Source organism: Peptacetobacter sp. (assembly GCF_029264495.1).
Classification (GTDB): domain Bacteria; phylum Bacillota; class Clostridia; order Peptostreptococcales; family Peptostreptococcaceae; genus Peptacetobacter.
On record NZ_JARIBH010000040.1, the window covers coordinates 35828 to 49447 of the forward strand.

Consider the following 13620-nt stretch of genomic DNA (forward strand, 5'->3'; position numbering starts at 1 on the left):
CCTTATTTATTTAGTGCATTAAATACATCTATTGCTGCATTTACACCATTTGTAACTGCTGTAGATGATATTGTAGCACCTGATATTGCAAGTATCTGATTATCTCCTGATGCACTTCCTTTAGCTACTTCAAGAGGTTTATCTATTTTTTTACCGTCATACTGTCCATTGAATGCTTCATCTTTAGATTTAGCACCTAGACCAGCTGTTTCTGACATTGTTCCTATATCAACACCTTTTATTGTTCCGTCGTTTGATATACCTATTATTACTTCTATTGGTCCACCATATCCACTTGGAGTGGCTTTAAAAGTGTATCCAACATTTTCTGAACCATTTAAAGCTTCATAAGCTTCTACAACAAGTCCATCCCCTTTTCCATCGAATTCAGAGGCGTCTATCTGTTTAAAATCAGTAGCATCTGGAAGCACAGACTGTCTAAGTTCATTGTTAGCCTGAATATTTCTTTCTTCAATTACAGGCGCTGTTATAGCATTAGTTCCTGCTAATAAAAATGATGCTACAGCACTTATAACTAATAATGTTCCACCAACTTTTACTGCACTATTCATTATTTAGCCTCCTTCCCAAATACTCTATTTTTAACAAATTTATCTATTAAAGGAGCTAAACAGTTAACAAGAAGTATTGAATATGATACACCTTCTGGATATCCACCATATAATCTTATAACTGATGTTATTATACCTGCAAGTACTGCATAAATAACTTGTCCTTTTTTAGTCATTGGAGATGTAGCGTAGTCTGTTAACATGAAGAATCCTCCAAGCATTAGACCACCTGCCATTAATTGATACATAGCAAACTGTAAGTTAAATCCACCTAAAAGGAAAGTTAAAACAAATACTGTTACTATATAACAAACTGGCATTACATAACTTATTATTCCTTTATATATAAGGTATACTCCACCTAATATAAGTAATATTGCACATGTTTCACCTATACAACCACCTGTTTTACCAATAAACATATCTGTTAATGATATATTATTAGCTGCTAAATCTGCTAAACCTGATGGTCCTGCTTTTAAGAAACTAAGTGGTGTTGCAGTTGATACAGCATCAAGATTAGATGCAGAAACCCAATTAACACCTGTTTTTGTCCAAGCTGTCATTGCAACTGGGAAAGATGCTAATAAGAAAGCTCTAGCTGCTAATGCTGGGTTGACAAAGTTACAACCTATACCACCGAATACCATTTTAACAACTATCATAGCGAATATTCCACCTAATAAACACATCCACCAAGGAAGTGAAGCTGGAACATTGAACGCTAATAATAAACCTGTTACAACAGCTGAAAAATCACCTATTGTACTTTTCTTTTTCATTATTTTACAGAATATGTGTTCTGATCCTACTGTACCAAGTATACAGAAGAACATTGCACTTAAAGCATTAAGTCTGAAGTAGAATAGACCTGCAAGTGCTGCTGGAACAAGCGCTATTACAACTTGTTTCATTATATATGATGTATCTTCATTACTTCTTACATGTGGAGAAGATGATACTATCAATTTATTTTCCATTGTTTTTCCTCCTGACCTTATTATTTTTTCTGTGCTGCCTGTTGTTTTCTTCTCTTAGCACCGATTTCTCTCTTAGCTGTTCTTATAGTTTGAACAAGAGGTCTTCTAGCTGGACAGATAAATGAACATGAACCACATTCTATACAGTCCATAGCATTTTGTTCTTCAGCTCTATCGAAATCATTTTGCATTGAGTATGCACTTATTAATAATGGCTGTAAAAATGCTGGACATACATCTGTACATCTACCACATCTTATACAGTTTTGCATTTCTGGAGTTCTAGATTCTTCTTCAGTTAAAAGAAGTATACCTGAAGAACCTTTATTAGTTGAAATTTCTGTATGCCACTGTGTGAATCCCATCATAGGTCCACCCATTATTACTTTACCTAGGTTTGTACCTTCTTTATATCCACCACACTGATCTATTATTTCATTAACTCTAGTACCTATTTTTGTTATAAGGTTTTTAGGTTCTTTTATACAAGGACCTGTTACAGTAGTTATTCTTTCAACTAATGGCATACCAGTTGTTATAGCATCTGCTATAGCAGCCGCTGTACCAACGTTGTCAACAACAGCTCCTGCAGCTATTGGTAGTCCACCTGATGGAACTTCTCTTCCAGTACATGCATATATTAACTGTTTTTCAGCTCCTTGTGGATATTTTACTTTTAATGTAACAACTTCAATATTTTCGAAAGCTTTTGCAGCTTCTTGCATTGCAGCTATTGCATCTGGTTTATTTTCTTCAATTCCTATAAACCCTTTGTTTACTTCTAAAACTTTCATTAATGCTCTACAACCTAAAACAACTTTTTCTGGTTGCTCTAACATTAATCTGTGGTCAGCTGTTAAATAAGGTTCACATTCTGCACCATTAAGTATTACAAACTCAGCAGTTGAACCTGGAGGAGGACATACCTTAACGTGAGTTGGGAATGTTGCACCACCCATACCAACTATACCAGCTTCTTTTATTATTTCTACGATTTCTTCTTTTGAAAGATTTTCTAACTCACCATGAGGTTTAACGCTTTCATGAAGTTCCTCTTTAAAATCATTTTCTATAACTATACACATTCCTTTACCATTAGGTATTTCATGTGGTTCAATAGCTATAACTTTCCCTGATACTGAAGAGTGTATATTAGCAGATACAAACCCACCAGCTTCAGCTATTTTTTGACCAAGTTTAACTTCATCACCTACTTCAACTATAGGTTTTGCCGGAGCACCTATATGCTGCTGAATAGGAATGTAAACCACTTTTGGAGCTTCAGCTCTTTCAATTGGCTTCTTGTTAGAGTACTCTTTTCCATGTGGAGGATGTGTACCTCCCTTAAAAGTTAAGAGTTTCATTGTTTTACCCCCTATCTATAATAAACAATTTTTCTATCATATATTAGTATACTATATATAATAAAAATACTTAAGCATTGTTAAAAAATTATCCTCTATTTTATATTATAGCTTCTAAAATATCTTTTATCCATTAGATATTAACTATATTTTTATTTATATTCAATACAAACTACACATAATTTGTATATATTTTTTATAAATATTCATCATATTTGTCTATTTTTCAACAATTGTATCTTGTATACATTTGTTTATATACATATCTTCTTTTAAAAACAGATATTCAAATAAATACATCCAAAATATTGATAATTATCCATACAACGCTATTTTACAACTATATTATTATAATTTAATTTAGAATTTTTTTCAATATTTTTCATGTTTTATCGTCATTTTTTATTTTAAATGAAATTTATTATTCATTGAAATTATTTATACTTGTCTAAAATAATGAAATTTTCTATAAATAAAAAGGAGACTATTTAAGTCTCCTAATTATTTTTCTATATTAAACAAATCTTCTTGCACCTAAAAGTGCATTTGCATAAAATCCACTTAAAGAACTAACTTTTACACATCCTGGTTTTGATTGTGTTCCACTACAATGTATAAATTTATCTCCACCTATGTAAATTCCAACATGACTTACAGAACCATTTCCACTTGTGTCGAAGTATAATAAATCTCCTTTTTTATAATCTCCTCTAGAAACAGGACTTCCTGATTGAGCTTGATCTCTAGATACTCTTGGTATGCTTATTCCAGCAGCATTTCTGTATACCCATTGAGTATATCCTGAACAGTCAAAACTAGATGGTCCATTTCCACCCCATTTATATGGAACTCCTAATAGAGTATATGCATAATCAACTATTTTATCTCCTGTAGCTGATGTTTCACCATTTCCATATGAGGTATCAGTATTATTTCCTTGATTGTTAGAGTTAGATGATGTTGAACCAGTTAGTGGCTCATTTGTAGAAGTTACATAATCTCCACTTATCCATCCTTTTACTCCATTTGCAGTTTCTATTTTATACCATCCATTTGATTTTTCTTTTACTTCTACAACACTTCCGCCAGATAAAGAACCCAAAATTGAATTATTCGTACCAGGTCCAGTTCTTATATTTAATCCTTTTGAAATAGTTACTTTTACCCTTCCTGAAACAGTACTTGAAGAATTATTTTGTGATGTATCCTGGCTATTTCCAGATTCATTTGTAGATGATACATATTTTCCACTTATCCATCCTTCTACTCCATTTGCAGTTTCTATTTTATACCATCCATTTGATTTTTCTTTTGCTTTTACAATACTTCCACCTGATAAAGAGCCTATTACACTATAATTTGTTCCCGGTCCTTTTCTAACATTAAGACCACTAGATACATTAATTTTTAAATTTCCTGAAATAATTTCTGATTCTTCCTGAGAACTTGTATTCCCAGAACTTGGAGATGAAACTATGTATTTACTACTTACCCATCCTATTTGACCATTATCAGTTTTTATTTTTGTCCATCCATTATTACTTTTTTCTATAACTTGTACTCTTGTGTTATTTTTTAATGATGTTATTACAGAACTTGATGTAGAAGCTGAACTTCTAACATTTAAACTTGAACTAACAGAAACATATGCCATATAGCCTGATTCTGTATTAGAATAAGATGAATCTGATTCTTCTATATTACTTGAAGCTTTTAAATATTGCCCACTTACCCAAGCAATTTTTCCTGAAGATGTCTTTATTTTTACCCATCCTTTTGATTTTTCAAGTATTGTTACAGTAGAATCTTTTTGAATTGTTCCCCGTTTACTATAATTTATTCCTGGTCCAGTTCTCATATTAAGTGCTTCTGCTATAACTTTAGCTGTTTCTTGAGCACTTGTATCTGTAGAAGATACTATTAATGTTGCTGCACTTATACCTAATGTAGCTATTGCCTTCTTCATCAAATCACTTCCTAATAATATATTTTTGTAACTTTATTTTTAAATTTCAATCTAGTTATTATTTTTTAATTTTAATCTAGTTAACTATAGAATAAATCATTTTAACAATTTTTTCTACATTTATTTAACAAACTTTATATTTTTATATTATTTAGCTTGTCTAAACATTTCTATTCCTCTATATTGGTCATAGTCATTTAGATAATTATTTGTTTCCAATCTTTTGTTTATTATCATATAATTATCTTTAATCCCTATACTTATAAATAAAGCTTCATCTATACAGTATTTTTCAATATCTGCATAAATCTTTTTAACTTCTTCTTCATTTGTTGCATTCTTTAATTCATCTAATTTTTTATTAAGTTCTGCATTATTTGGCACAATATTTTTCATTATTTCTGTTATATTTGGTACACTAGATATTTGCCATCCTGTTACAGCTAAATCATATGACTTGTTCTGTAGGGATTTTTGCATTCCTAAAGAATCTAATAAAACTACCTCTGATTTTATATTTGCTGCTTTTAAATTTTCCATTATCATATTGGCAGTTTTTACTCTTTCACTATTTTCTCTATTTACTATTATTTTTAATGTTATTGAAGATATCATTGATTTTATTTCTTTTTCTGTATAGTAAGGATTTTTTTCTTTTACTACTTTATTATTCTTCTTATCCTCAATATTATTATTGGCATCTTTTCCATTGTTTACGTTATTAATGTTATCTTTTTGTATATTTTCTTCTATATTTTGTTCTTTTTCTTCCTGTTTTTTGGTTCTTCTAATTATATTATTGTTTGTTTCAGGAGTAAGTTCTTCTTTTTTATCTTCTGTATTTTCATATACCTCTTGTCTGTCTTCATCCAAATAATAAACACTATTTCTTTGTATATTTCTTGTTTGATCTGATGAACCTGAACTTGATGAAGTATCATTTCCACCACTACTTGGTTTGTTTTCAGGTTTTACATCTTGATTTGGAGCTTGTGTTTCCCCATTACTAGGTTTATTTTCAGAACCATTGCTTTCAGGTTTTTTATTTTGAGTTGATGTATCTTTTGAAGTATTTTTTCCAGAATTAACCTTATTATTTGGCTTATTTGTTGCATTTACTTGTGTTTCTTTTACTTTATCTTTTTTATTTATTTTTATTTTTTTTATATATTTATTTACATTCTCTGGATTATATTTTTCAACTTTCAATGATTTTTCATAGTATTTTGAATTTGAATTTATAGGTATATAAACTGGTTTTATATTTCCCATATATCCATTTTCTATAATTGCATTTCTATCAATTGCTGAAAGTATTGCTCTTCTAAAATTAACATTTGATAAAAGAGGATTTGATTGATTAATTAATACAGCATCATAATCTCTTCCTTCATATTTCATTATTTTAAACCGCTTATTTTGAAACCGACTTAAATTATTTGAATCTGCTTTTACCATATCACTTTCAAGAGCTTCTACTGTAGATACAACAGCTTCTTCATTAGGAACTATATTTACATTTATATCCATTGCAGATTTTGGAATTTCTCCGTAATATTCTTTATTAATTTTTAAAGATATTCCTTCTCTTTCTGAGTAGTTTCCTATCTTATATATTCCATTTCCAATTTTATTTGCATCTATATTATTTATATCTTTTCCTTCTAATTGTTTTTTACTTATTATAGGGAATGTTAAATTTTCTTTTATAAACGGATTGTTTGTATTGAAATTTATAGTAAGTTCCTTATCTCCAGTCACAACTACATTTGCTATATTTTGAACCATATAGTTGTATGGACTATTTTTATTAGCTTTTATCGATGAAACTGTAAATGCAACATCTTCTGATGTAATAGGTGTTCCATCATGCCACTTTGCATTTTTTAATACAATATCTATTTGCTTTGAATCTGGTGATATCTTACTATTTTTTACCAATTTAGGTACTGCATTATAATTTTTATTTAATTCAAAAAGCCCGTCATATACTAAGTTTAGTACATTTAATACGCTTTCATCAGTATTTGTTATTGGATTTATAGTATTTGGTTTTTGTATAGCCAACTGTATTTTATCCGAATATGTTTTTTCAGAATTATTTTTTATTGCATTACTTTCTTTTTCATCACTTTTTAAATTTGTACATCCCCCTACTGCAAGAGATATCGCTAAAATAATACTTAAAACTTTAATTTTTTTCATCTATTTATCTTCCTTCCCGCAGTATATTCTATTATACATAGAATAGTTTTTATTAACTTTATCTACATATTTTAATGTTTCTTCAAACGGAATATCATGTAAGTTTATTCCATCTTTACTATACTTTTTATCTTCTAGCCACTTTCTAACATTACCCGAACCACCATTATATGCAGCTATTACTAAATCTTTTTTGCCAAATTCTTTATATAATCTAGATAAATACCAACATCCTGTTTTTATATTAGTTTCTGGCTCAAATATTTTTTTACTATCTATTTTTATTTCTTTTTCTGCCCATTGTGCAGTTGAATCACTTATTTGCATAAGACCTTTAGCTCCTTTGTGAGATTGAGCATCAGGAATAAATTTACTTTCTGCTTTTATAACACTATACACCAAATTAGGTTCTATATTGTATTTTTTAGAATATTTTTGGACATAATTGCTATATCTTCTCGGATAAAAAAATTCTTCTATTGAATTTAAATTTAATCCTATAAATATTAATGAGAATAAAATCAAAATCAAAAATATTTTTTTACTATTTTTTATTTTCAATTTCTATCTCCAAAACATTTAAAATTCTTTTTGCTTCTTTTTCTAAATAATCTATTGTTTTAGAATTATCTATAACAAAATCCGCATATTTTATTTTTTCAGATTGACTCATCTGTGATTTTATTCTTTTTATAGCTTCTTTTTCTGTACAGTTATCTCTAGATATTATTCTTTTTATCTGAATATCTTCACAACATGTTATAACTATTACTTTATCTAATATTTTATGATACATCCCTTCTATTAAAAGCGCTGCATCTAGTACCACTATTCTTTCACCTTTTTGTTCATAGTCTTTAATATCTTTTTTTATCAGATTTTCTATAGCTGGATGAGTTAATCCATTTAAAATTTTTAATTTTTCATTGTCTGAAAAAACAATTTGTCCAAGATTTTTCCTATTTAAAGTTCCATCTTTATTTATTACGGAGCTTCCAAATTCATTTTTTACTTTTTCCAATAAAGATTTATCATTATATATTTCTCTTCCTTTTATATCTGCATCTATTATTGGAATATTATATTTTTTTAGTATGTTAGAAAAACTACTTTTTCCACATCCTATATTTCCTGTTACTCCTACTTTTAACATTATATCACCTACTTTGTTTCATACCAAGATACACCTGTGTTTAAATCTACAGTTAGTTTTACTTTCATTTCAACTGCATTTTCCATTTCTTCTCTAACTATTTTTTCTACTATTTTAAGTTCATCTATAGGTGCTTCAACAATAAGCTCATCGTGTACTTGAAGTATTAATTTAGCATTAAGATTTTCTTTTTCTAATCTTCTAAATACATTTACCATTGCTATTTTTATAATATCCGCTGCACTTCCTTGAATTGGTGCATTCATAGCAGCTCTTTTCCCTCTATTTCTTTCCATGAAGTTTTTAGATTTTATTTCAGGTATATATCGTCTTCTATTGAACATAGTTTTAGAATAACCTTCTTTTTCAGCTGTCTCTATGACATTATCCATAAATTCTTTTATTTTTTCATATTTTCCAAAATAACTTTCTATATATTCTTTAGCTTTTGGAACTGGTATATTTAAATCTTCTGATAGACCATAATCAGTTTTACCATAAATTATTCCAAAGTTTACAGCTTTTGCAGCACTTCTAAGTTCAGGTGTAACATCTTTTATATCTACATTAAATACTTGTGATGCTGTCTTTCTATGTATATCTTCTCCATGTTCAAAAGCTTCTATCATATGAGGATCTTCACTCATATGTGCTAAAACTCTAAGTTCTACTTGCGAATAATCGGCATCTACTAACCTTTTTTCTTCATCAGAAACAAATACAGCTCTCAACCTTCTACCTATTTCCATTCTAACTGGTATATTTTGTAAATTAGGTTCTGTTGAAGATATTCTTCCTGTTGTAGTTATTGTCTGATTAAAAGTTGAATGTATTCTTTTATCTATTGGATTTATAAGCGATGTTAAACCTTCTACATATGTTGAATTAAGTTTAACTATTTGTCTATACTCTCCTATTTTATCTATTATAGGATGTTTGTCCTTTAATTTTTCTAATACTTCTGCATTAGTAGAATATCCTGTTTTAGTTTTTTTAATTACTGGTAAATCTAATTTTTCAAATAATATAACACCTAACTGTTTAGGTGAGTTTATATTAAACTCTTCTCCTGCATATTCAAATATCTCTTTCTCTAAAGAAGATATTATTTTAGTAAATTCAACCCCAAGTTCTGAAAGCATATTTTCATCTACTTTTATACCTGTATATTCCATATTTGCAAGTACTTCTACTAATGGCATCTCAACGTCATTAAATAATTCTTCTATTTTTGTATTTTTTATTTCCTCTTCCATTTTAGGAATAGCATTAATTACTGTATAAAGAACTGAAGATATATAATTAGAAAGATTATCTCTATCTAAATCTTCAAATCTTTTTGCTTTAACGCCTTTTCCTAATAGCTCTTCCTTTGTTTTAATAGACTTCATTAAATATTTCATAGCTATAGAAGCACATTCACTTGTATTTGTAGATGTAGAATCTATTAAGTATTCTGCTATAGCTATATCAAATGACATATTATTTAATTTTATTCCATATGGCATAAATGCTATATAATCTTCTTTCATATTATATCCATATTTATTTATTTTTTCATCTTCTAAAATATCTTTAAAATTATCTATCTCAGATTCAGGTATATAATATATATTATCTCCATTTAATGTTATATACATAGCTATTATGTTTTTTTCAAGTATATTTCCAGTCTTTGTTACTGTTTTAAACGCAAATTTCTTTTTCTCTTTTATAGCCTTAATTAATGTTTTTAAGTCTACACTATAATCTATATTAATATCACTTTTTTCATCTATGTTTTCTTTTCCGCTAATTTCCATTAATCTTTTTATAAGACTATTAAATTTTAAGAATTGGAATTTTTCAACTACTTCATCTATGTTAAAATCTCCAAATATCATCTTATCTAAATCAAACTCAATTGGAACATCTCTAACAATTGTTGCAAGCCATTTACTATGTATAGCTTCATCTTTATTTTCTTCAATTTTTTTCTTTATACTTCCTTTTAACTCATCTGTATTCTCAATTAAGTTTTCTATATTTCCAAACTGCTTTAATAATTTTATTCCTGTTTTTTCACCTACTCCAGGTACTCCCGGAATATTATCTGATTTGTCACCCATAAGTCCTTTTAAGTCTATAAATTGTGTTGGTGTCATTTCATACTTTTCTATTACTGAATCATAATTATACTCTTCTACATCCGCAACTCCTTTTTTAGTTATAAGTGTTGTCGTTTTATGAGATGCTAATTGTATAGCATCTTTATCTCCAGTAACTATAAATACATCAAATCCTTTATTTTCAGCTTCTTTTGATATTGTTCCTATTATATCATCTGCTTCATATCCATCTATCTCAAATCTTTCTATTTTGAAGGCATCTAATAACTCTTTTAATGGTTGCATTTGTTCAAACAATTCTTGAGGCATCTTCTTTCTTCCTGCCTTATATTCACTATATTCTTTATGTCTGAATGTAGGTGCTTTTCTATCAAATGCAACACTTATATGCGTTGGTTTATATAATTCTATCATTTTAAAAAGCATTGTTGTAAAACCATATATTGCATTTGTATGTAATCCTTCTTTATTATCCATTGTCTGAGGAAGTGCATAAAATGCTCTATTTATTATTGAATTTCCATCTATTATAATAAGTCTTTTATCCAAATTTTATCACTCCAATTTTCTTTATTTTAATTTTTTATTTTAATTTTGAATTCTCATTTTATTATATTTGTTACTTATATTATATTATCACAACATAATGAATTTTTTTAGTACTATATAATAAAAAATAAATCTTTTATTTTTTTATTTATATGATTATACTACTTGATAATCTTAAGTTTAATTGTTATAATTACTATTGTACTTGCCGCTGTGGCGGAATGGCAGACGCACATGACTCAAAATCATGCGGGAAACCGTACGGGTTCAAGTCCCGTCAGCGGTATTATAAAATTATATATCTTTTAAACACATTAAAAATACTGGTTATAATAACCAGTATTTTTCTTTTTGTAATCTAAATTTATTTTTATCTTTGCATATATCTAAATTGATAATTAAAAATTATTAATTATTATTATTTTTTTTGAATTTATACAATAAAAAAATCCCTTATAAAAAGGGATTTTTTTATTCGACGGCAGAAAATTTGAGGATGTGAGGGAGAACTGCCGCCGAATCAAATAGGGTAATTATATTATGTTCTTAAGAAAAAGCTAATCTTTCTATGCTTTTATAATACACATTCAATATGAATTTATTATCAATGTAATGTAAATATAATGTGAATTTTTTTAAAAATATTATGTTTTCAAACTTAATTTATCGATTTTCAGACGAATTATCTATCTCTTTTTATTATTTTTTGTAATAATCCTTTTATTCCTGTTGCTTCTTCTTTTATTTGTTTTTCTTCTGTTCCATTATTACTTTCGTCATCTGTGTTAACTTTCATTATAAATTTGACATCACCATTCATATCTTCACCGATTCCAGCATAATTATTATATTCTCTAGATAAATCAACTAGTACATCTTTAGTATCTATTATTTTTTCTAAATCTTTAATTTTGGCTGTTTTTGAAGATACTTCAGAATTAACTTTATCATTTGCTTGTTTTACACCATCATAAAGTTTTTTAGATCCACTTTGTAGTTCTTTTGTTCCAGATAATATCTTCTTAGAATTTGATGATAATAAATCTGATCCCTTTTTAAGTTCTGATCCTCCAGCTACAAGTTGATTTGCACCACTTTGTAGTTGAGTTGTTCCATTATAAAGCTTTTGACTACCTTCATAAAGTTTATCTGTTGATCCTTCAAGTTTTCCAGAATTTTCTCTTAATACATTACCAGCTTCAATAAGTTGTCCAAATTTTGATTTATATTGACTTGAACCTTCGCTAAGTTGATTTAATCCTGATGATAATTGTTTTGCCGCTGTTGATGCTTCTGCTAAACCACTTTTAGCTGAAGAAACCGCACTTGCTGCATTTCCTACTGCTTCTTCTTGTTTTGATGATATCGCTATTGAAGTTTGTGCTGCTGATACTATTTTTTGTGCGGCTGCTTTTGATTCTTCACTTGCATTTTCATCATTTATTATAGTTTGAGCTGCTGATACTATTCCTGAAGCTAATTCTTTATTTTTAGATATTGAACCACTTAGTTCAGAAATTGATCCACCTGATGATGCTCCTGATAGTGCTCCTGACAATTTTGATGCTCCTGCTGCTGCATTTTTTATTCCATTATCAATATCAGAATATGCACTATATACATTTTCTGTATTTTCTATAAACATTGAAACACCTGTTGTAAATTTATCTTGTCCTGCATTTAACCGTTCTATACCATTCATTAATTTTTGTGCACCATCACTAAGAACAGGTATATTTCTTCCCATAAGGCCTACTCCATCAGTTAGAGTTCCTATACCACTACTTAATTTTTGAGTTCCTGCATCAAATTTTTCATAATTATTTGCTAAAGTTGAAGTACCTTTATATAATTGTTCTGTTCCATTTAATAGTTCTTTTCCTGATTTTTTTAATTTATCTATCATATTTGATATATCATTCATATTTGTATTTGAATCAATATCATCTAATGCTGATATATCAGGAGTAGCTGCTATCATAATTTCTGGTGCTTCAAAATTATAGGCATCTGCTTCTATAGTTATAGTAGAACCTATTTTATCAAATAGTTTATTAAAATCTCCTCCCATATTTAAAGAAGACTCAAGACCTGGTGAAGATATTGCTGTTATTGCTGATGTTTTACCATCATCTACTACTTTTCCTGTATTAGATTTTATATTTTTAAAGTTTTTTCTAGGCATTAAAATTTCTGTAGCTGTTACAAATGGTACGTATACTGTTCTATTTTCTCCATTTATCCTTACATTTCTAGATTCATTGTTCTTTAATCTTATTGTTACTTTTAAGTTTCCTGATTGTCCTTTTATTTCATCTGCTGTTACACTTCTTCCATTTAATTCATATTCTATATCTGTTGTTATTGGTAATTGCTTATCTGTTTTGCCTTGGTAGTATAAATCTTCTTTTGTAGTATCCCAAGTTACTTTATCACCATCTATTGTAGGTTTTTCATCACCTTTTACATTTTTTATATCTTTAAGAATACTTTCATCATTTATTTTATCTAAAGACCCATCTCCACTTAACCATTCTGATACTATATTCTTTTCTACTGTTCCATCTTTTTTTAATATTGTATATACTGTTTCATCTTTCTTTATATAACTACTTTCCGCAAATACAGGAGATGCTGATGCTGTTAATATTGCTAATGTACAAACTGATGCTATTGATTTATCTATTGTTTTCTTTTTCATTTTTATCTCCTCCTTAGTTAAT

9 protein-coding genes and 1 tRNA gene are annotated in these 13620 nt (G+C 28.4%); 1 reads left to right on the forward strand and 9 read right to left on the reverse strand.

Features of this window, described 5'->3' with window-relative positions; translation table 11 throughout:
• Window positions 1-2: 2 nt before the first annotated feature.
• The 8 genes from Q1J78_RS03980 to polA all read right to left on the reverse strand — a co-directional run bounded on the left by Q1J78_RS03980 (window position 3) and on the right by polA (window position 10897).
• Window positions 3-572 (reverse strand): RnfABCDGE type electron transport complex subunit G, encoded by a 570-nt coding sequence (locus tag Q1J78_RS03980; protein ID WP_300276811.1) that lies wholly within the window; start codon window positions 570-572, stop codon window positions 3-5.
• Window positions 572-1552 (reverse strand): RnfABCDGE type electron transport complex subunit D, encoded by a 981-nt coding sequence (locus tag Q1J78_RS03985; protein ID WP_300276813.1) that lies wholly within the window; start codon window positions 1550-1552, stop codon window positions 572-574. The genes Q1J78_RS03980 and Q1J78_RS03985 overlap by 1 nt, the downstream gene beginning before the upstream one ends.
• Window positions 1553-1572: 20 nt before the next feature.
• Window positions 1573-2916 (reverse strand): electron transport complex subunit RsxC, encoded by a 1344-nt coding sequence (gene rsxC / locus Q1J78_RS03990; RefSeq protein WP_300276815.1) that lies wholly within the window; start codon window positions 2914-2916, stop codon window positions 1573-1575.
• 514 nt (window positions 2917-3430) lie between these two features.
• A complete protein-coding gene (locus Q1J78_RS03995) occupies window positions 3431-4882 on the reverse strand; it encodes a C40 family peptidase (protein WP_300276817.1) in 1452 nt (483 codons plus the stop codon).
• A 147-nt stretch (window positions 4883-5029) separates the two neighbouring features.
• Complete coding sequence (locus Q1J78_RS04000; RefSeq protein ID WP_300276819.1) at window positions 5030-7087, reverse strand: ABC transporter substrate-binding protein; 2058 nt, start codon at window positions 7085-7087, stop codon at window positions 5030-5032.
• Window positions 7088-7648, reverse strand: coding sequence for a lytic transglycosylase domain-containing protein (locus Q1J78_RS04005; protein WP_300276822.1), 561 nt, complete (start codon window positions 7646-7648; stop codon window positions 7088-7090).
• Window positions 7632-8240 carry a dephospho-CoA kinase gene (gene coaE / locus Q1J78_RS04010; protein WP_300276824.1) on the reverse strand — a complete coding sequence of 203 codons (609 nt, stop codon included), beginning with the start codon at window positions 8238-8240 and terminating at the stop codon, window positions 7632-7634. The genes Q1J78_RS04005 and coaE overlap by 17 nt, the downstream gene beginning before the upstream one ends.
• A gap of 8 nt (window positions 8241-8248) precedes the next feature.
• On the reverse strand, window positions 8249-10897 hold the full coding sequence (gene polA, locus Q1J78_RS04015; protein ID WP_300276826.1) for a DNA polymerase I: 2649 nt from the start codon (window positions 10895-10897) through the stop codon (window positions 8249-8251).
• Between the two features lie 207 nt (window positions 10898-11104).
• Between polA and Q1J78_RS04020 the strand changes: the two genes are divergently transcribed.
• A tRNA-Leu gene (locus Q1J78_RS04020) sits at window positions 11105-11183 on the forward strand.
• Window positions 11184-11579: 396 nt separating this feature from the next.
• On the opposite strand, the gene Q1J78_RS04025 is transcribed toward Q1J78_RS04020, so the two are convergent.
• Window positions 11580-13598 (reverse strand): hypothetical protein, encoded by a 2019-nt coding sequence (locus tag Q1J78_RS04025; protein ID WP_300276828.1) that lies wholly within the window; start codon window positions 13596-13598, stop codon window positions 11580-11582.
• Window positions 13599-13620 lie beyond the last annotated feature (22 nt).

Excerpts from the sequence above, each read along its gene's own strand:
- Q1J78_RS03980 (WP_300276811.1), bottom strand. The coding sequence starts at position 572 with ATGAATAGTGCAGTAAAAGTTGGTGGAACATTATTAGTTATAAGTGCT.
- Q1J78_RS03985 (WP_300276813.1), bottom strand. The coding sequence starts at position 1,552 with ATGGAAAATAAATTGATAGTATCATCTTCTCCACATGTAAGAAGTAAT.
- rsxC (WP_300276815.1), bottom strand. The coding sequence starts at position 2,916 with ATGAAACTCTTAACTTTTAAGGGAGGTACACATCCTCCACATGGAAAA.
- Q1J78_RS03995 (WP_300276817.1), bottom strand. The coding sequence starts at position 4,882 with ATGAAGAAGGCAATAGCTACATTAGGTATAAGTGCAGCAACATTAATA.
- Q1J78_RS04000 (WP_300276819.1), bottom strand. The coding sequence starts at position 7,087 with ATGAAAAAAATTAAAGTTTTAAGTATTATTTTAGCGATATCTCTTGCA.
- coaE (WP_300276824.1), bottom strand. The coding sequence starts at position 8,240 with ATGTTAAAAGTAGGAGTAACAGGAAATATAGGATGTGGAAAAAGTAGT.
- Q1J78_RS04025 (WP_300276828.1), bottom strand. The coding sequence starts at position 13,598 with ATGAAAAAGAAAACAATAGATAAATCAATAGCATCAGTTTGTACATTA.